The following is an 18,631-nucleotide window of genomic DNA, read 5'->3' on the forward strand; positions in this document are numbered from 1 at the left end:
TTTTTGATTTTTGTTAATTATTTTTTTTTGTAACCAGCAACACTTGCTGCCCAGATTTAAGGGTCACTTTGACTGTCCTTATTTTTTTTGAAAAATAGCCCGATACGCCCTGTACAAGACCGCGTGTCAAGTCGCCTACAACTTGCTGCCCTGCGGATCGTGACATCGAAATGTTCATTCCTGAGCTCTGGCTCATGTTCGCGGCAATTTCTCCTGCAGCATTTATTTCGTCCGATCCCGGCACTGCTAATCCAGGCTGTCCATTCAAATCATAAGCAAGTATCTCGACAGGCACAATATTCCCCTGTACCTCAACTGATGAAACTTTTAAGTGTAACCTGTTCCCCTGAAATTTTGTACCAGCTTCCATTTCTGTCCCTTTCGGAATGCTGTACCCAGCAATTGTTGCATCTTCCAATAACCGAAGCTTAACAGAGCCATCCGCCGTAACAGTCTTTGTTTCGACAATGATGGCACGTATACTATTCCTTACAAACCCGATTTGTTCCCTACTTCCTACAGTTAGAAAGCCACGATTCTTTTCGGCTTCCAGGCTTGCTAAAAAACTGCTGTCATCCGGTTCACGATATAATGCAGTTACTATACTTTTACTTACTCGTTTTAAACTTTCAGTCTTTTCTGATTTACTTTGACTTGTTTGATTTGCATGATTTGATGAATCTTTAAGAGGTGATGGTACAGCCGTATTCGGTGCCTGTGTTCCACTTGGAAGATATTTGGAGGCCATTTGATACGACTTTTCCATTAGCGTTAACTGATCATTCAACGTAGTGGCAGCCGGAACATCTTTTTCAGAAAGCTTGTTTTGCAATTGATCAACTTTTCTACGTAGCTCTAGTTTTTCCCTGTCATCATCTTGATAAAAGGAACTCAGGGTACTCTGCGCATTCTTATAGCTCGTCAACGATTTATTCTGGTATCCTGGATTTCCAATATTCGCTGGCGTACTTCCAGAACTAGAATTTGGAACTGAACCTGAACTTTCTAGTGCTAAGGTGCTGTCACCGCTATTGTTCCAATAATCAGCCAATGATTGCATTGAATTTCTTTGTTGAGCCTCCTTTTCATCTAACATTTCTTTCTCATACGCTTTTTGTTTATCCGCCTGCAAACCTTTGTCCGTAGCTTCAGGAACAACATTTTTTAATCCCTCATCATTTATCCCTTCAGCAGATTTTTTCGGCTTGAAAATCAGAAATAAACAAGCAATGAAAACAATTCCCATAAGTCCAAAAATGAGTGGTTTCTTCAGCTTATCAGCTTTGGAGTTGTTATTGATTAGACTAGAATTATCAGCTCCAGCTTCATCATCGACGATTATACTTATCCGTTTATTCTCTTTCTCTTCCATTTCTAAGTTTTTTATTGTTATTCAGGATAGAATCTGCTCTTAATGACGTACCATCACCGATGGATGGAGATTCTATATGGCCAATTTCAATATGTCGATCTTCTTTTCCCAGATCATAGCACACCTTCACAAGAACACCAATCCCCATCGTGAGGTAAAAAGTAAAAAGAATTATGACATACTTGCATTGTGTCTTCAGCGGCAACGCCTGCCACCTGCTATCGAGTCTTTCCAACTCGCTTTCTATTGTATTTCTAAAATTTTTCATATATTTTATCCTTTTAGAACCGAAGCCCTTTTCATTCAGACAATCTCGAATATCATCCAAATCAAGGTTCTATTTCATTTTCAAAAACTACCGTTCTATAACTTCTTCGTCTTTATTAGATATTACCCCAAATTTCAAAATCTGGAATCCCTGTGGGTTGTTGTCTGATTTCACGCTGTTCAAGAGTGTACAGGAAGTAACCAAACTTCGTCTGGTCAGATTACTGGATCTAATTATAAACTGCTTTGCATATGTTGTAACTGCATAAGGGTAGCTATCAAAATTGCAAATGACACTATCTACTTCGATTCGCTGCTGCACATTACCGCTGATAATGCGATTATAGTAGCCCTTCTCAGCTAGATCATGGTAGTAATCGTAAGCACTTTTATCTGCCAGATCAAATGCGCGCTTCATATTGCTCTCGATTGCAGCTTTGTCTGGCGCAAGCGTAAAAAAAAGTTCATGGAATCGGCGAACATGCTCCCGAGCCTGCACTGGCCTATTAATGGCTGCATCCTGTGATAACGCAAGCATTAAAGATTTGCCTTGATCAAGAACGTAGATCTTTTCCCTTTGTTCATTTGCAAACGCGTACGACTTCCAGATCGAAAAACCAGTTATGCCAATGCAAAGCAGTGCAAAAACAATAGCATAGACTCTAATCTGTCTAAAGCTATTCTCTATATTTCTTAAAGTTTTAAACTCCATTACTATTTCGATTTTTGTCCACTTTGATTATTATTCATCAGCTGACCACCAACTTCGCCAATGGCAGCCCCAGCGCCTGCTGCTGCGACATTTCCGCTACGCATAGCCATCTGACTTACATTTCTGGTAAAGTTTCCAGCACCACCAGCCTGAATAATCCAGCCCGTCACCGTAGGTATTGTGAAGTAACCCACAATTCCAATAATCATGAATATCACATAAACTGTGTTACTGGTGTCGGGAATAAACGTTGGATCATTGAGCATTTCAATATCCCGCTCTAAAATCAAAGACTGGATTTTAGCGAGCATTGCACTGAACATATCGGCAACAGGAAGCCAGAGATAAACACTTATATATCTTGTTAGCCATTGGCTTAATGTACTCTGGAAACCATCCCAGACACTGATAGCGAAAGCAATTGGCCCTAGAATGGACAGTACAATTAAAAAGAATGTGCGTATCGTATCAACGACCAGTGCTGCCGCTTGAAAGAGGATTTCCAGAAGTTCCCGCAACCATTTTTTTGTAGCCTGCTCCATATTGTACGCTGTTCGATCCATGTACATTCCAGCCATTGTAACCAGGTCATTAGGAGCCCAACCGAGATCTTCTAACTTTTTGTCGAATTCCTCATTATTAACCAGATAGGCTGTCTCCGGATTCCTGAGCGTTGCTTCCTTTTCCAATAAGTCTTTCTGTTGTTGTAATTTATTCAGGTCTAGCACCTGATTATCCAGCATACTGTGTGTGCCTTGGACAATAGGACTTAAAACCGCATTTATGGTTCCCAAAACCATCGTCGGAAAAAACATGATGCACAAACCGATAGCAAATGGCCTTAGTAGCGGAAAAACGTCAATGGGTTCTGCCCTGCTCAATGCCTGCCACACTTTTAATGCGACGTAAAATAACGCACCCAAACCTGCTACTCCTTTAGCTACTGTTGCCATTGTCGCTGACATCGGCAGCATCTCGTCATAGAGCCCTCGAAGGAGCTCATGTAGATTATTAAATTCCATGATTTTTCTTTTGAATTACCAGTACTTCTGTCCTGCCGTGCCATATAATTCCATTACTCTCTTAGTATTATTCTGCTTTTTAGCCCGTAGAATACTAACCGAAATATTTTTACTCGTATAGTAGCGTACAAGATTGTGATACTCTTTGACCTCCTTATACACACGATCAATAATTTCCATTCGTTCCTTGTCATTTAAGGATAGGCTGCTTGAAGTAACGATCTGCTTTAAATCTTTAAGTAGTTCTGTACTCTCATTTAAAAGAGCTGCATAACCATTACCTATAGCCATAAGTTCATCCGCTGAAAAGTTTTTATCATTCAGCATTTTCCCGAAATTGTTGACGTAAATTGAACTAACGTCACCCACCAACAATACAGTTTGCTGAACTTTTCTGGCATCCTTCACAAGGTTGTTGACGGCTTTCAGCTTGTCGTAGTATTCTTTCCCTTGCTCGTAGACTTTCTTGACTTCATTAAAATTCTTGACAACATTTGATACAGTACTTGAGGTCTGTACAATCTCATTTGCAGAATTTAAAATTCCCGAGGCCAGATTGGTCGGGTCAGTTACGACCCACTGTGCTTGTACTTTTTGAGTAATGGCTACTGTTAACACCATTACCACTGTAATAATGAAATTTTTCATTTTCTAAATTTTTAGGATTGTTATTAAATAGTTTAATTGTCTTCTTTCGAGAGGCCCTTGATCTTTCGAAGGGATATTTTCTTGATCGCACCCTCAACATCGCCCCCCATTTCATGCGCAAGATTCATCACTTCTAGCTTTTCGGATTCTTCAGTCGTATAAGCAAGATATTCCTGTTGGCTTACTTCTGTGGCATACACTGCGGAATGAGTACCGCCTAATCCTATCCAGACTTCTTTGTAAAGGCGCGTGGGATCATTATCCTGGTTGATGGAGAGAATCTGGGACTTTTCACGTTCAGTCAGACCCAGCATTTTTTGAATGTCGTCGAATTTGTTTGCATATTTGCGCTGGTCAAGGAGAATCTTGCAGTCTGAATTATTGATGATACTTTCACGGACAATCGGTGAATGAATAATATCGTCTACCTCCTGCGTCACAACAACCGCCTCTCCAAAGAATTTTCTAACGGTCTTAAACAAATATTTCAAATATTCCGCCATACCTTCTTTGGCTATGGCTTTCCAAGCTTCCTCGATGAGGATCATCTTTCGGATACCCTTAAGCCTTCTCATCTTGTTAATAAAAACTTCCATGATTATTATCGTGACTACGGGAAAAAGAATCTTGTGGTCCTTTATGGCGTCGATTTCGAACACAATGAAGCGTTTATTGAGTAGATCAAGCTCTTTATCCGAATTCAACAGATAATCATATTCTCCCCCTTGGTAGTAGGGTTCTAACACGTTCAGGAAGTTCGCGAGATCAAAATCCTTTTCGCGGACTTCTTTGTCCTGCAGCACCTGCTTGTAATCAGTTTTGACATATTCGTAAAACCCATTAAAGCAGGGAGTTTCTACACTACTTTTTATCCTTTCGATATAACCCGAGACCGCATTAGACAAAGCGACTTCTTCACTTCGTTTTGGAGCTTCGTCATCGCGCTTCCATAACGTGAGGATCAAAGTCTTGATACTCTCCCTTTTTTCGATATCAAACACGTTGTCTTCCGTGAAGAAAGGATTGAACGAGATCGGGTTTTCCTCGGTATACGTGAAATAAACGCCATCTTGTCCCTTTGTTTTTCCTTTTATCAATTCACAAAGACCTTGGTATGAATTACCCGTATCAACTAATAGTACATGAGTACCTTGCTCATAATACTGTCTCACCATATGATTGGTGAAGAATGATTTTCCACTTCCATTTTTTTTGGAGGGTTGGCGGGCTATTTAATTAAAAATAGCCCGCCAACCCCCGCTAGGCCCTAAAATGAATTTATTTCTATTCGTTATAGTCCCTTTTTTCATAGGCAAGTCACTGATATCCAAGTGTATAGGCTTTCCTGTCAGTCTATCAGCTAATTTTATCCCAAATGGGGAAAGTGAGTTTTGGTAATTGGTTTCTTCGGTAAAAAAACAGAGAGCTTGTTCAATAAATGTATAAAAGGATTCTTCTGCTGGGAAATCACCAGCGTTCCCAGGTATACCTGCCCAGAATAGTGTTGCAGCATCAACCGTATTATGCCGCGGTTTACATTCCATGAGTGCCAATGCACTTCCGACATCATTCTTTACTCGCCTCAGTTCTTCACGGTCTTCTGACCAGGAAAAAACATTAAAATGTGCGCGAACAGATGGTGATCCATATGAGTGCGCTTCATTTAAATATTTTTCAATCCATTCCCGGTTAATTTGATTCGCGCGGCTATACCTTGCGAGGGAATGCATATTCCGTGCTGATTTCTCAAACTTCCGTAAGTTATCAGCACTATTGTCAATGAATAAATACTGATTATAAATGTGATTACAGCTCAACATTAATCCAACAGGACTTGCAAAAGATAACATGCAGTCACTTTTATCGGTCGATAGTCTGTCGTACCTTTGTGATTCTGAAACAGCACCGGGAAGATCGTCTGTATCTGAAAGCGTATGCAAGGCCATTCGCTTACTTCCAATTCGTAGCTCCTCAGCTCCTAGTCCCAGATCCTGCAAGGGGACATCTTTTTCGCGGGACAATGTGAAATACTGATCCAATAATCCGCTTGCATCTTTAGTTCCGACAATAGCTGATTCTTCGATCTGATCCATTTTAATATAGCCACTGTCGTTGATAATGCGCTGGAATTGTGCAACACTTTCTACGAATCGGCGCATACCTTCTTTATCCCTCACCTCCTTCGGAATTAAGGTTCCCTTACAGAGGCTACTAAAGTTACTTTGCGTCCGCATTTTGTCCTTTGTAGTTTTCGTTAAAAACAGGTAGCAATAATGGTTTAAAAAGGGCCTTTCATTAAAATGCATTTGGAAGGAACGTGACAAAAAACTGTGTTCCGAATTCTCAAAATCGGGTCTATATTCTTCTTTTAAGTACCAATCCTGCTTGTGTACAATGCTAAAATCAGGCAGCGTTTTTATCGCCTTGTTCCATGTCGAATGAATAGACTCATAGACATCAGCACCTATTGTGAAGAGCTCGGGAAGAAAAATTTGAAAACATAGGGTAATATCTCCTTCCTTTGAGATGATGCAGTTATTTTCAACGGCCAAGAGCGGAAACCTACTCTCCAATGTGGTCGTTTTGGCTATATTTCTCATAATATATGTTTCTAGATTATTTTTTAATAAGTTTTATAAGCGCTTCCCTTTTCCCTTTGAAACTTTTCTATTGATGTCATTTATCGCCTTCTGAAGCTTCTTATTGATTTCTGTCTCTGGTATAAAAGTGATATGGGACGGCAGCTTTTCAGTAGGATCGTATGACGGAATTTCATGCGGAAAAAGACTGAGCTTCTTTTGCGTATCGAAATAAAGCCCCCAAACATTACCTCTCTTATCCATTGAGCATCTGTATATCCGGTTATAGGGATTATCTTTCTGTTTCAATACCGTATTGTAATCGTCCCAAAAAAACTTTGTCCCACCAATGTCTACCTCCGGAAGGTCTTTGTTCTTGTTGGAAGTTGACGGGCTGTCCTGGTCATCACGGAGTCTCGCTCCTTCAATGTCATAGACTTCCAATGGACGAATCCACAGATATATATATCGTTCACCTCTTGGTGCTCTCCAGTCATCCCATTTAATATTCCGGTTCTTCTTATCGTATAAAAATTCGAAATGATCTTCCAAACTCATCATTTCCCCAGTGGACAGTGTATTATCCTTGTTTTCTGTGTCGATCAAAATTCCATTTAACGCATCCACATAAAATGTTGTCCCTGGAAACAATTCAACCACAGGTAGAATTCGATTTTCAAGCTGCTTTTCCATTTGCCTTACTTTCAGTGGTGAAACTATTTTTCAGATACCGATGCATTGGTTTACGACAGACTATGTATTTCGGGTGCATCCTTTTTGCCCCAAGTTTCATGAGCCCATGCTCGCCATATTTTTTATTCAATGCAAAGGTTTTCCAGATGATAAGTGATGCAGCGCCGATACCGAAACCAAGGCAGATATACATATGCAATCCAACCATATACATAATCATCACAAGGATTAGAACTGTGAGCAGACCGCCGGCAAAAACAAATAGGTATTGAGCTTTCAACCCTTTGAACTCGACTGTTCGGCCAATTCCTTTATTTATATTCCATTTATTCATGAGTATAGATTTAAAGGTTAAGAAGACCTTGAACTATGTCCAATCTTAATTCTCGTCATAACTAAGACTCTCATTGTTTAATCCAGGAAAAACGACCTTAAGATCGTCGCAGCGACGATCAGGAAAATACATGCGCCAAACCAAGAAGCAGCAGTTTTTGAAGTATCTGGATCACCACTGCTAAATTTGTTGTACACCTTCACTCCCCCTATCAACCCGACGACCGCACCTATCGCATAAATCAATTTTGTTGCAGGGTCGAAGTAGGAAGTCACCATTTGACTGGCTTTTGCGATACCAGCGATACCATCTCCCTCTGCAAAAACTTCATTGCTTAGGAACAACAATAGCCCAATTCCCAGCAGAAATTTAAATTTTCGATTTTTCATGTTTCATTACATTTTAAGTTCGTAATACCCGCAGCTACGGGCTTGGAAACAAAGGTGTAGCAGGAATGAAGGGCTATTGAGCAGAGTGGTATATTGAGGACTAAATTGGCGTAAGGTTTCCTAATAGGCATAACCTTTAGGCATAAAAAAACCGCCAAGTTTTAAATCTTGGCGGTTAAAAATATTGAGTTATATCTTCCTTCCTTTATTCTTCTTTGGAGCACTCATTTTTTCATTATCTGCATTCTTTATAGGATGCTTCAATCTATTTTCAGCTATCAGTTCGTCAATTCCGGTCTTGTTCCAAGGTATCGTCTCAGCCTTAAACTCAAGTCGAAGTCCTGTTTCTTTTAATCCTTCGGTTTCGCCCCAACCCCATTTTCGATTCCATCCTACAGGGTCAAGAATTCTCACCTGAGGGATCTCTACAAAAATTAAGTCTTTAGGATATTCTAGTATTTTCTCCCAGTCACGCTCGGCTATAGAATGGGTCTTGGGATCATAAGGGAATGCATATGAATCTTTACTTTCAACAAAGTAGTAATCCAAGTCCTCGAAACTTATTCCCATCGTCGAAAAATCATCTTTAGGTCGTAATAAGTCTAACCGTGCCTCGGCATAAAAAATATGACCTCCTATTTCAACCGTTGGAAGCTGACCATTTTTAATACGTCTTGACAATGCCTGCTGGTCGACCATAAGTTCAAAATCACTCAGCAATAGAACTTCTTCCACAGCTTTATTATATTTTCTCGCCATATCCTGGGGAGCTAAAGTCACAAATTGTGGAGGAGTGATGTACAGGTCTCTCCGAGTAGATTTGTCGAAATACGAGAAACTATACCCATCTTCTCCAAGATCAATCATGTCTTTTATCCCGAAACAGTTCTCAGGGTTAGCCTTTTCCCGAAATTCAAATTTATTTACATCCACTATAAATTCGATTCCATAATCTGGATCATTATAAATTGGCAGTTCGTTTTCCATAACACAGCTTTTTTGATATTAGTATTAAAATATTCACTGCGCTAAAGTCTTGGAAAAGATTACCGTTGCATTAAAAGTAAATTTTTGATGTACTATTTGACCTACAATATCTTAATCGTCAGCGCTCAACAAACAAGGTCATTCCTTAATACAATAATCAAACAACCATCTATGATTGTAAAAATGTAAACGAAAGCGCACACTAGTGCTATATAAAGTCATTGATATTAAATTCATCGGAATCGCCATTCTCACGATTAAAATGCGTTTGGTAATTGTTTTCCAAAGTTTGATCCAAAAGTAACGCTACCCTTTTGGAAGTGTCTGTAATGGAATTTTCCAAATAACTGTATAACTCAGTACCTTGTATTTTTTGCATTACATCAATTACTTCATTTTGCTGTTGGAACGCAAGATCATTCTGTTCAAGAAGTTTACCGACCTTCATCAGCTCGTCAAGCGAAACACCCTGACTGAACCTGTCATCATGAGGTGGAAACTCACTTTCAGACAATTCATCATCCTCAAATTCATCCATTGGTTCCATTTTTTGTGTAATAAATGCAACTTGAGCGCTATCTTTTTCGGATTCAAAAATTTTAAAACTTTGCCTGGATGAAAATATTTTGTCTCCTTGTAATTGCTGATTTCCTATATCCTTATTGACTTTTCCCATAATATCGGGCAACTGTGTCTCAGCCGGTTTTGGCTCTTCCTTTTTCTCGAACTTTACTATTTTAATCTTATCAATAGCAAGCAGAATGATCACGATAAGAAGGCAGACCAGTATTACAATTTGTATTAATGCATCCATAGCCTATTAAAAAAGTGGTTTACAGTTAGCATCAAATTCTTCTATTATCAATGTCTCAAAAAGATCAAAATGATGGGAAAGTATATTGTCCAGATATACATAAAGTGGAATTTTGTCTCCCCCTATTATTTGGGCAATCCGCGATAAGCGCTTATGATACTCTGCTCGCAAATAGATACTTTTTTCACCTCTCTTATCCATATTTCTTTGATCCAGGAACATCTTTCCATATGTTATTTTAGCAGTTCCTGTTTCTTGACTTACCTTGATTGTAACTTCAACTTTGTTATTTGTCTTTTTCATGGTCCTTTAGATTATTGGTTTAAAGCGGTCATTAAAGTAATTTGTAATGTCATCTCCAAATTCCCTGAAGTGATATTCCAAAATATTGTCTATATAGGAGTATAAAGTTACTTTATCTTCCCTCGTCAATTGTACTATCCTAAGCAAACGCTCATGGAATTCTGATCGGATATACACCACCTTTCCGGTTCTGCCAGAAGGAAAACTATTAACAAGAAACGTTTCCTCATAATCCACTATTTTAGGTGCTGTCGATCTTGCCCGTTCACGCGGTTTGCTCTCTTTTTGTTCGTCCTGTTTCTGCACAACCCTCTCTGAAGCTGGCTCATCCCCACTCATAATCTGCATGAGATAGTCTTCATCAACGATAGGTTTTTCAAAATCTTTTCGTCCCTTTCCTCTGTTCATATTCTCAAGTATTTATAGGTGGGTGATTTTAAGAAACTCCGCAATAAAAAGGTCAAGTCGAGTCAACTTTAATAGTTGTAACTCAGCCGGTAGAAGACTGGACCTAAACACATAATTGATCGTATCATCTGTTTCTTTTCTAAATCGTTTGCTATCTCGGATGCCCGTTTTCATGATAAGTAGATCAAGCTCATCGATCACATTTTGGTATGCCTTATAAAGACCTGTCTTTTCCCGGCCATCGACCTGATTCCAAAAAAGCCATAGTGCCAACGCTTTATTTTCATCATCGGATGGTGGAAGCTGCCGAAATGCTTTGCTGAATGCGAGTGTACTCTCCACAACGAGACGATCAGCTGTAATCGGAGAGAAAATAAAATCCATTGCCTTCAGCGCGGTTAATACTCCTTTGGTATTGGCTGTGCCTGGCAAATCAAAGAACACAATATCAGGCTCTACAGCAAGCTGGCCCATATTCGCAGCAGCTGTTTCCAATGCGGTGTCGGCCTTGCTCTTTATGATCGGATATGCTTTCTTGTTAATTGTCTGGAACTGCTTCATGGCTGCCCTTTTATGATGTTCACTATTCATGATACTCGTTTTATCCCTTTCTCTCATATTGCTAAGACTATGCTGCGGAAAATCACAATCCATAACTAGAACATTAAAACCTAACCGATAATGCAGGACACTTGCCAGCAAAGTCGTAATTGTAGATTTACCCACGCCGCCTTTTTGAGTATAAATGCTAACCTTTAAAGTTTTCTTTGTTTTTTCCATTGCTTACATGTTATTAATTGTTTTACCATTTTACTTCGAATTGGGAAATGCAGGAATTCGTTTTACCTTTTACCTTAAAAAATGACGAGGTATAAAACCTTGTCTAGACGTTTCTGCTTTACCTTTTTTATATTTACCAAACCGGCAAAATTGTTGTCAAATAAATTGTAGAACCACTTAGATGTTTACACAAAAGACATTTTTCCTATTTTACCGCTTTTATACTTTTATATTTTTATAGTTTTAAAACCTAATACTTTTATTACCTGAAAATTGACCTATTACCAAACCTCCAACAATGCAGTTTAACCAATCTTCCCGCTTTGTTGTAAAGAAAACCAGTTTTAAAAGAGATTAAGGCTGACTTGAACATAGCAGCCTATATTTTCCGTAATTGACCGAATTCTTTTAAGATTAGCAGCTATGCTAATACTTCTTACTATTTCCGTTCCCGTGAACGGAGCAAGTTGTGTTTTGAGTGCCTCAAAACTCGTTTTGTGCCTCAAAACGACTTGCTCCTGCAGAGAGCTTAGTGCATCCTCCGAAGTCGGATGCACCTATATTAATTTTTTATCGTTTATTGTATTCTTTTCGGCTATCAAAGGCCGAATTAGGAAAGAACGAGCAAAACTCCTGCTTCCTACAGTGAAAACAGATATATTTTGACAAAAAAGATATGAAAGCACTACACAGAGGCGGCAGAAATCCAAAATTGAACAGAGCTGTTCATCGTTATGTTTTTCGATTAACAGATATAGAAAACACGAGGTTCTTATCTCTATTCGAGCAGAGCGGACTTGATACAAAAGCAAAATTTATCGTATCATTATTATTTGAAAGGAGGATAAAATCAATAAAAATAGATGCCGGCGCAAACGAATACACAACAAAATTATCGCAGTTTTTCGCGCAATTCAGAGCCATTGGCGTGAATTACAATCAGGTCGTAAAGGTACTTCATACAAACTTCAGTGATAAAAAAACAATACTCTATATTGGTAAATTAGAACAGCATACCCTTGAATTATCGAAATTATGCAAAGAAATACTGATCCTCACCAAACACTTTGAAGCGGAATACCTCCTAAAAAAAGAAAATTGATGGTGGCAAAAATTGGAAGAGGAACGAATATATATGGAGCTTTACTCTACAATCAAATTAAAGTTCTTAATAATAATGGAAATATTCTCCACCTTCATAATATGAAGGAAACCGCTGATGGTAATTATACTGCAATGCAACTTTTGTCTTCCTTTGCACCTTATTTGCTAGCTAATAAAAACACCGAGAAAACAGCGCTGCATATTTCTCTTAATCCAAATCCAACAGATGTTATTTTAGATGAAGACTATGTAAAGATTGCTAACGAATACATGCTAAAATTGGGATATGGCGACCAACCATATGTCATCTTCAAACATACTGACATAGAACGTTCACATATACATATAGTCTCCACAACAGTAGACAAAAACGGTAATAAGATTTCGGATTCCTTCGAGAAAAAGCGTTCGCTGGAAATCTGTAGACAGATAGAAAATGATTATAATTTAACACAGATCACGGAAAAACAGCAGACTGCGAATGAAGCACTTTTTCGACCAATTGACGTCAGGAAGGGAAACATTAAAAGTCAGGTAGCATCAGTTGTTAGATATCTCCCTAAATATTATAGATTTCAGACTTTAGGATCTTATAATGCCCTATTAGCATTATTTAATATCACTGTAGAACATATCAAAAAAGAAGATAACGGTGTACTTAAAGATGGTTTGGTTTATTTCGCAATCGATAATGCCGGTAATAAGTCAAGCAATCCGTTCAAATCATCCCTGTTTGGTAAACATGCGGGGTTAGCTGCTCTAAAAGTGCATTTTGAAGAGAGCAAAAAAATAGATCTCGGAATTAAAGCCAAAACCATTCAGATTATTATAGAAGCTATGTCCGCAAGTTCGAATGAAACTGCTTTAAAAAAATACCTCACTCAAAAAGGTATTAACTTTGTCACCCATAGGAACGAAGATGGTCGTCTTTTTGGAATTACATTTGTTGATCACAATACAAGAAATGTTTTTAACGGTTCTCAATTAGGTAAACAATTCTCAGCAAATGCTTTTCAGGAATGGTTCTCTCAAAACAAACAAATTTATAAAACAGTAATCAAAAGGACGATACCTGATACAAAAATGGATACTAATGAAATTTCCATGACCAAAGTTTCAGAAGAAATCCATCCTATATTTTCTTTTATGTTTGATGCCTCAAAAATTATAGATGAAATTGGATTAATAGATGCTCTATTACTCAATACATTGTCAGAAGATCCGGAAGAAAAAAACTTCGAATTCAATATGAAGAGAAGAAGAAAAAAAATAAAAAGAAAGTAAATCTCAAGTTCGGACTACCAGCAAAATATAGCTATTTAATATATTCTAACTAACATTCAATTTATGTCCTTTAGGATCTTCAAGTATTTCCCCGTAGAAATTATACTCACCTCTGTGATTTCCCCGCCTATCATGAAGTTCGAAAGATACTGTCTCAGTGTCAATAGCCAAATAAACTGTATTGTTAAGTGCTTTAAACACTACTCTATCATTCTTTCTTGAAAGTTCCATATGGTGCTGCCATCCATTCATTTCCGCAATTACTTTTCCAATGGTTCTAGCCAAGGTCACTCGCTGATGATCATCAATATTTTGCATTTGTTCATCATACTTAATAGTGGTTAGATAATCTCGCATTTGCTCATGGAATCGGAACGGACTGGTTAAGGGAGTCCATTTACTATTTAGTTCAGCTTGCTTTAATTTCCAACGTGAAAGGATTTCATTATGAATTCTAAAATGTGTAGGTTCACTAATATTTCCAATTATTTCATCCGATTTGATTTGCTCATCATTATCGGCAAGAATAACTTTTTGGACATTAATTGTACTATTTTCAAAATCCAAATGTGTTCTAAAACTTAACACTGGACAGTTATGTGAATTGGCCGCCTTCAAAAACTCAGATTCTAATTCACGCCATTCGATCCAATATAATACTTCACCTTGATCACTAGATTGTATGATTTTAAATCTGTTGGCAAAAAGACTTCTGATCCTTGAATGAGTTGTGAGGTCGTCCTTAAATTCTTTATCAGGAATTTGGAAAAAGCTACTTGAAAAGGAAAATTCACGTCCTATATCCTTATTTAAATAATCAGCAGGCACAACAATTTTTTCTAAATAATATTGTTTTGTCGTGTCACAAATACTCAAAAAATCTACAATCATTTTTTCTTTATCCTCAACTACGAAAGTTCTTTGAAAAGAAAGATCATTAATATGCAATTCCATTATTAAATGTCTCTTAATAATTTACTCAACATATTATCCCATTCATCAAAAAAGCCCTGTGGCCACCTTTCAAGTTCACCTCCTTCTTGTATCTGAAATGATTGTTTCATTGTACCTATAAATTCATTGGTAAAAAAGTGTATCTGCGTATTATTTGGTGCTAATTGCTTTTGTTTTACTGCAACCCTTATTCCATTCAAAAGATGATCGCTGTGTGTTTCGATGATTATTTGAACTCCACTCTCAGCAGCTAACGCCAAAAGTTGGCCCATTCTTGATTGGCCTCGTGGATGTAAATGCGCCTCAGGATTTTCAACTATCAATATCGAATTTTCCTTAGCTGTGAGCACTGACAAAATAACCGGCAAAGCATAAGAAAAACCAAATCCTATATTCATAGGATTAAAGGTCTTAGTCGTTTGATCTTTAAAGGTATATTTTAGTTCAATAGCGGTGGTAGTTTTATTATGTGCTGTTACCTTTGAACCGGGGTATATAATTTCGCTAACCCAATAAGAAAGTAGATCATAAACTTTATTGCTAGGACTATTCTGTACCAAACTTTTTAATTCAACAACCTCATTATTTTGCAATGCCTCCAAAATTCTGTTAGCAACAAACTCTCCTTTGTAGCCAATTTGACTATGGGGCCTCTTGATTGTTAGTTTATCATAAGTTGGTCTTGGTCCAATACGTTCTGCATTGAGGTATTGAAAGGTACTCGAAAAAAGAGCAGACTTAAAAATTTTAGAATCTGCCATTTCGATTAAAGGAATATTATTTACATCTCCTTCTGCTAAAACCTTCCATCCTGCGGGCCCACAATCCTCATCTTCTATAGAGATGCCAACAACTGGAGTTGTAGCGTCAGCATACAGCATCTCATATGGACTAATAAGGTTTACTAGATCATCTTCTATTAAAAGAGTATTATAAGTTTGCAAAGCACCTTTATCAAAACTCTGCCTCAAAATCAATAAAGATTGAATAACGGACGATTTCCCCATACCATTAATTCCCGTTAATAACGTTAATGGAAACAATTCAATATGTTCATCCTTAAATTTTTTAAACTGAAATAACCTTAAATCACTAATCATTTTAACAAAAAATTTAATAAATTATTAACCTCTCCAAATCTGGTATACACAGCCTTTTTACTAGATGTACTAGAAGATATCGATTTGTGAAAATCAATATCATGAAATAACATCACAAAATGCGAAAAAACTCTTTTCTGCATATTCAGTAATTTCTTAGCATCATCATCACTCAAAAGGGCAAAATTTACCGAGAGTGTCTCAAACAGAGCTACATTTATTTTAGAACCAGTTTTGTTTTTGTTCCTATCCAATATGAAAAAAGCCTTATCCCCAAAAATCTGGGAACATAATTTCATACTTTTCTCAAATTGAATTTCAACTGTCTCAAGGTCATTCATTGACTCAATTTGCTCCATGGCAAAATCCAAAAAACCTTCCATCGGTGTACCATATCGTTCAAGAAACTGGTAAAAAGCGACAAAACGCAAAATCACCTCTTTATCTCTCATCCTGCTGGTGGGAACTTTCCCTTGAGTAGCATCCAGAAATGCTTTTGATGATGCTAGTTTAGAAATAAATTCCCTTGAAATTCCAGAATAATAAGCATTTCGAACTTCTTGATTACTCAGTGATTTACCACCTGTATTAATACGTTGGAATATATTTAATTTTACCCGGTTTGGAGTACCAGGATTGATGATATATGCCTGTAATACAGTCTCCTCAATTGCTCGTTGGTATTGATAAGGTAGATCAGAAAACTTATAACCCGTGAAATCTGTCATAAACTCAAGCCCTTCCAACCCCCATGTTTTTTCGAAAATATAAGAGTATAGAGTATTTAGACGATTTAATCCATCTATAACTTTCCAAGGTTCATCACTTCCGTCAAAATAAAATATTGGTAATGGAATCCTCATAATAATAGATTCAATTAATCTACTCATCTGTGCTTTATTCCATGAATTACCTTTTCTCTGATAATATTCCTCTCTCCACAATTCTATCCTATGATGTTCTATCATTTTAAGTAAATGAAAAACAGGGAATTGCTGCTGCCTTATATCAACATCATTAGGGTTATATGGAAATTGTTTGTCTATATTTAACCAATCGTTCATTATTGAGGAATATTTTTTTAACTATGTTATTCCAATCTGCTATTTACCACTAAATATCAGCTTCTGAAAAAAATCATGTTTTTTTAATTATCAAAGTGCATTGGGAGCTTATTCTAAAGCTGTAAAGATATTGTTTTTTATACATTCCTTCATTCGAAAAATCTAGTAAATCCAAATTTCCCTACTTCTTTAGTGATTTCTAATTTAGTAGAGAAAACAAGACTTAAATAAAAAGCTGGAACTTGAAGAGTCCCAGCATATAAATATTATTTAAAAAATATACCTTCAGTCTTAAATCCGTTAGGTTCAACAAATGGTAATTTGTCTAATTCAGCTTTCTCTCCCCGTCTTGAATACTCACGAGTAATGTAATCTCCACCGGATCCTTGAATATATTTCCCTGTTTCTCTTTCAACCCAGCCATGAACAACAACTCCAACGAATTTTTTGTAGTGTGCTATATTAGCTAGAGGGCTTGTACTACGAAAGTCTTCACGAGCATTACCTGTAAGGTTAGCTTGTGGATGCTTAGCGTGATCGTATTTCCACCAAATCGCTAATGATATTTCCCCATAACTAATCTCCCTCCATATCACAACGCTTGGATATCCAAACAATTCCACGAAAATGTGCCCTTCGTCATCATTCTTATTCTTGTCAATTTGTAAAAAATCTTTGTTTTGTTTTAAGATTTCATTCAGTCCAGCTACCAATAAATTACGATAAGGGTTTTTTGATTTTAAAATTTCTTGCTTTATTTCAGTTCTCAAATTTACGATAGTTGCCACACCAGATTTATTAAGCAAATTTTGAAAATGCTTCCAGCCATGAAATCCGTTTTGTTTTGAGGCAAGCTCGAGAGCCTCATGATGAGAAATATTTTGATTCTTTTTAATCGATTTTGCAATACGCTTAATATAATCAGCAGTATGCCCATGTACTTTTTTTTCCATGTTCTAACAATATATCTTGCATAGAAATAATGTCACCTGTCAACCAAAACCCCTTACAAGAAATTTGTTAAAGTGGGAATGAAAAGTAAAATACAGTGCTAAAATAGCTTCGCTATGACAAGTGGCAAGCTTCTGTAAAGCCTGTAACAAATATAGGAAAATATTTTGATTTTTATTCTTCATTTTATATGAGCTTTTTTATTGTTTAGAAATCAAAATCTATATCGAAGAGAAATCTGACGCCAAATATCAGAAGCAAGATCCGGATCGATCGAAGTTCTACTTTCCGTCCTTCTTGATCAAACATACAAGCCCACGGAAATTGTATTCGGTCAATTCAGCACAGTAATTCTTTCTCTTTATCCAAGATGGTTAATCATAACCCAGCTCGTTATCAAATTGGAATAGATAGATCCCTTTATAAAAAGAACAAACTCTTTAGGCATCTTTAAATCTATTTTCATAAAAAATCACTAAAGCTTTCTGTTGATTAAAGTATAACTTTTTTCATTGTTTTCGGAAAATATTCACTTGAAGCTCATGAATATTAGAACCTATAACGAAGAGCAATCTGACGCCAGATGTCTTCAGCCAAATCCTGATCCTCTCCATGTTCAAAGTGCCACTTGTCATTCTTCTTAAGAAGCTTTTGAACCAATCCGTCTAATAAAACCGAGAATTCTTCTTGTTCCTTTGTTAAATCCTTTTTTAATAATAATATTTGGAAATCACGGCCCTTAAACGTAATCCTAAAAGTCTGTTTACTAAAATGTCCTTCATATTGTCCGATTATACCTAGCATACCAAAATATCCACTTCCGAAATTCTTTATAAGAATATAAATTTTATCTCAAAATAGAAATT

At 37.1% G+C, this 18,631-nt stretch carries 20 protein-coding genes and 1 pseudogene; 2 read left to right on the forward strand and 19 right to left on the reverse strand.

Annotated features, from left to right (window positions below; genetic code table 11):
• Nucleotides 1–13: 13 nt before the first annotated feature.
• From traM to MP477_RS04380, 14 genes and pseudogenes are all read right to left on the reverse strand, one after another.
• Nucleotides 14–1,372: a conjugative transposon protein TraM gene (gene traM / locus MP477_RS04315; protein ID WP_257189292.1), complete on the reverse strand. Its 1,359-nt coding sequence runs from the start codon at nt 1,370–1,372 to the stop codon at nt 14–16.
• Entirely contained in the window at nt 1,353–1,640 is a 288-nt protein-coding gene (locus MP477_RS04320) for a nitrogen regulatory IIA protein (protein WP_257189293.1), read from the reverse strand. The genes traM and MP477_RS04320 overlap by 20 nt, the downstream gene beginning before the upstream one ends.
• 87 nt (nt 1,641–1,727) lie before the next feature.
• Entirely contained in the window at nt 1,728–2,351 is a 624-nt protein-coding gene (traK, locus tag MP477_RS04325; RefSeq protein ID WP_257189294.1) for a conjugative transposon protein TraK, read from the reverse strand.
• 2 nt (nt 2,352–2,353) lie between these two features.
• Complete coding sequence (gene traJ / locus MP477_RS04330; protein WP_257189295.1) at nt 2,354–3,373, reverse strand: conjugative transposon protein TraJ; 1,020 nt, start codon at nt 3,371–3,373, stop codon at nt 2,354–2,356.
• 15 nt (nt 3,374–3,388) lie between these two features.
• On the reverse strand, nt 3,389–3,994 hold the full coding sequence (locus MP477_RS04335; protein ID WP_373567406.1) for a DUF4141 domain-containing protein: 606 nt from the start codon (nt 3,992–3,994) through the stop codon (nt 3,389–3,391).
• A 59-nt stretch (nt 3,995–4,053) separates the two neighbouring features.
• A pseudogene (locus MP477_RS04340) lies at nt 4,054–6,621 on the reverse strand (TraG family conjugative transposon ATPase).
• 33 nt (nt 6,622–6,654) lie between these two features.
• Complete coding sequence (locus tag MP477_RS04345) at nt 6,655–7,293, reverse strand: hypothetical protein (RefSeq protein ID WP_257189297.1); 639 nt, start codon at nt 7,291–7,293, stop codon at nt 6,655–6,657.
• Nucleotides 7,277–7,627, reverse strand: coding sequence for a DUF4133 domain-containing protein (locus MP477_RS04350; protein ID WP_257189298.1), 351 nt, complete (start codon nt 7,625–7,627; stop codon nt 7,277–7,279). The genes MP477_RS04345 and MP477_RS04350 overlap by 17 nt, the downstream gene beginning before the upstream one ends.
• A 77-nt stretch (nt 7,628–7,704) precedes the next feature.
• A complete protein-coding gene (locus MP477_RS04355; protein ID WP_115970893.1) occupies nt 7,705–8,016 on the reverse strand; it encodes a DUF4134 domain-containing protein in 312 nt (103 codons plus the stop codon).
• Between the two features lie 189 nt (nt 8,017–8,205).
• Complete coding sequence (locus MP477_RS04360) at nt 8,206–9,003, reverse strand: hypothetical protein (RefSeq protein WP_257189299.1); 798 nt, start codon at nt 9,001–9,003, stop codon at nt 8,206–8,208.
• Nucleotides 9,004–9,211: 208 nt separating this feature from the next.
• Nucleotides 9,212–9,817 carry a hypothetical protein gene (locus tag MP477_RS04365; RefSeq protein ID WP_257189300.1) on the reverse strand — a complete coding sequence of 202 codons (606 nt, stop codon included), beginning with the start codon at nt 9,815–9,817 and terminating at the stop codon, nt 9,212–9,214.
• A 6-nt stretch (nt 9,818–9,823) separates the two neighbouring features.
• The gene (locus MP477_RS04370; protein WP_257189301.1) at nt 9,824–10,120 is read right to left on the reverse strand and encodes a DUF3408 domain-containing protein; all 297 of its coding nucleotides are present in this window, start codon (nt 10,118–10,120) and stop codon (nt 9,824–9,826) included.
• Between the two features lie 6 nt (nt 10,121–10,126).
• Nucleotides 10,127–10,528 (reverse strand): DUF3408 domain-containing protein, encoded by a 402-nt coding sequence (locus MP477_RS04375; RefSeq protein WP_257189302.1) that lies wholly within the window; start codon nt 10,526–10,528, stop codon nt 10,127–10,129.
• A 12-nt stretch (nt 10,529–10,540) separates the two neighbouring features.
• Nucleotides 10,541–11,308, reverse strand: a complete 768-nt coding sequence (locus tag MP477_RS04380) for a ParA family protein (RefSeq protein ID WP_257189303.1) — start codon at nt 11,306–11,308, stop codon at nt 10,541–10,543.
• Nucleotides 11,309–11,984: 676 nt separating this feature from the next.
• Here MP477_RS04380 and mobA point away from each other — a divergent pair.
• Entirely contained in the window at nt 11,985–12,410 is a 426-nt protein-coding gene (gene mobA, locus MP477_RS04385; protein ID WP_257189304.1) for a conjugal transfer protein MobA, read from the forward strand.
• Nucleotides 12,410–13,696 carry a relaxase/mobilization nuclease domain-containing protein gene (locus MP477_RS04390; protein WP_257189305.1) on the forward strand — a complete coding sequence of 429 codons (1,287 nt, stop codon included), beginning with the start codon at nt 12,410–12,412 and terminating at the stop codon, nt 13,694–13,696. Before mobA ends, MP477_RS04390 begins: the two co-directional genes overlap by 1 nt.
• A gap of 45 nt (nt 13,697–13,741) precedes the next feature.
• On the opposite strand, the gene MP477_RS04395 is transcribed toward MP477_RS04390, so the two are convergent.
• From MP477_RS04395 to MP477_RS04415, 5 genes are all read right to left on the reverse strand, one after another.
• Nucleotides 13,742–14,650 (reverse strand): hypothetical protein, encoded by a 909-nt coding sequence (locus tag MP477_RS04395; RefSeq protein ID WP_257189306.1) that lies wholly within the window; start codon nt 14,648–14,650, stop codon nt 13,742–13,744.
• Between the two features lie 2 nt (nt 14,651–14,652).
• The gene (locus MP477_RS04400; RefSeq protein ID WP_257189307.1) at nt 14,653–15,750 is read right to left on the reverse strand and encodes a DUF3696 domain-containing protein; all 1,098 of its coding nucleotides are present in this window, start codon (nt 15,748–15,750) and stop codon (nt 14,653–14,655) included.
• Nucleotides 15,747–16,814, reverse strand: coding sequence for a DUF262 domain-containing protein (locus MP477_RS04405; protein ID WP_257189308.1), 1,068 nt, complete (start codon nt 16,812–16,814; stop codon nt 15,747–15,749). The genes MP477_RS04400 and MP477_RS04405 overlap by 4 nt, the downstream gene beginning before the upstream one ends.
• A 266-nt stretch (nt 16,815–17,080) precedes the next feature.
• Nucleotides 17,081–17,767, reverse strand: coding sequence for a hypothetical protein (locus MP477_RS04410; protein ID WP_257189309.1), 687 nt, complete (start codon nt 17,765–17,767; stop codon nt 17,081–17,083).
• A gap of 547 nt (nt 17,768–18,314) precedes the next feature.
• Entirely contained in the window at nt 18,315–18,569 is a 255-nt protein-coding gene (locus MP477_RS04415; RefSeq protein WP_257189310.1) for a hypothetical protein, read from the reverse strand.
• Nucleotides 18,570–18,631 lie beyond the last annotated feature (62 nt).

The organism is Chryseobacterium sp. WG23 (assembly GCF_024586575.1).
Lineage (GTDB): Bacteria > Bacteroidota > Bacteroidia > Flavobacteriales > Weeksellaceae > Chryseobacterium.

What these genes read in the sequence shown, in the direction of transcription:
- traM (WP_257189292.1), bottom strand. Translation starts at nt 1,372, where the DNA reads ATGGAAGAGAAAGAGAATAAACGGATAAGTATAATCGTCGATGATGAA.
- MP477_RS04320 (WP_257189293.1), bottom strand. Translation starts at nt 1,640, where the DNA reads ATGAAAAATTTTAGAAATACAATAGAAAGCGAGTTGGAAAGACTCGAT.
- traK (WP_257189294.1), bottom strand. Translation starts at nt 2,351, where the DNA reads ATGGAGTTTAAAACTTTAAGAAATATAGAGAATAGCTTTAGACAGATT.
- traJ (WP_257189295.1), bottom strand. Translation starts at nt 3,373, where the DNA reads ATGGAATTTAATAATCTACATGAGCTCCTTCGAGGGCTCTATGACGAG.
- MP477_RS04335 (WP_373567406.1), bottom strand. Translation starts at nt 3,994, where the DNA reads ATGGTGTTAACAGTAGCCATTACTCAAAAAGTACAAGCACAGTGGGTC.
- MP477_RS04345 (WP_257189297.1), bottom strand. Translation starts at nt 7,293, where the DNA reads ATGGAAAAGCAGCTTGAAAATCGAATTCTACCTGTGGTTGAATTGTTT.
- MP477_RS04350 (WP_257189298.1), bottom strand. Translation starts at nt 7,627, where the DNA reads ATGAATAAATGGAATATAAATAAAGGAATTGGCCGAACAGTCGAGTTC.
- MP477_RS04355 (WP_115970893.1), bottom strand. Translation starts at nt 8,016, where the DNA reads ATGAAAAATCGAAAATTTAAATTTCTGCTGGGAATTGGGCTATTGTTG.
- MP477_RS04360 (WP_257189299.1), bottom strand. Translation starts at nt 9,003, where the DNA reads ATGGAAAACGAACTGCCAATTTATAATGATCCAGATTATGGAATCGAA.
- MP477_RS04365 (WP_257189300.1), bottom strand. Translation starts at nt 9,817, where the DNA reads ATGGATGCATTAATACAAATTGTAATACTGGTCTGCCTTCTTATCGTG.
- MP477_RS04370 (WP_257189301.1), bottom strand. Translation starts at nt 10,120, where the DNA reads ATGAAAAAGACAAATAACAAAGTTGAAGTTACAATCAAGGTAAGTCAA.
- MP477_RS04375 (WP_257189302.1), bottom strand. Translation starts at nt 10,528, where the DNA reads ATGAACAGAGGAAAGGGACGAAAAGATTTTGAAAAACCTATCGTTGAT.
- MP477_RS04380 (WP_257189303.1), bottom strand. Translation starts at nt 11,308, where the DNA reads ATGGAAAAAACAAAGAAAACTTTAAAGGTTAGCATTTATACTCAAAAA.
- mobA (WP_257189304.1), top strand. Translation starts at nt 11,985, where the DNA reads ATGAAAGCACTACACAGAGGCGGCAGAAATCCAAAATTGAACAGAGCT.
- MP477_RS04390 (WP_257189305.1), top strand. Translation starts at nt 12,410, where the DNA reads ATGGTGGCAAAAATTGGAAGAGGAACGAATATATATGGAGCTTTACTC.
- MP477_RS04395 (WP_257189306.1), bottom strand. Translation starts at nt 14,650, where the DNA reads ATGGAATTGCATATTAATGATCTTTCTTTTCAAAGAACTTTCGTAGTT.
- MP477_RS04400 (WP_257189307.1), bottom strand. Translation starts at nt 15,750, where the DNA reads ATGATTAGTGATTTAAGGTTATTTCAGTTTAAAAAATTTAAGGATGAA.
- MP477_RS04405 (WP_257189308.1), bottom strand. Translation starts at nt 16,814, where the DNA reads ATGAACGATTGGTTAAATATAGACAAACAATTTCCATATAACCCTAAT.
- MP477_RS04410 (WP_257189309.1), bottom strand. Translation starts at nt 17,767, where the DNA reads ATGGAAAAAAAAGTACATGGGCATACTGCTGATTATATTAAGCGTATT.
- MP477_RS04415 (WP_257189310.1), bottom strand. Translation starts at nt 18,569, where the DNA reads ATGCTAGGTATAATCGGACAATATGAAGGACATTTTAGTAAACAGACT.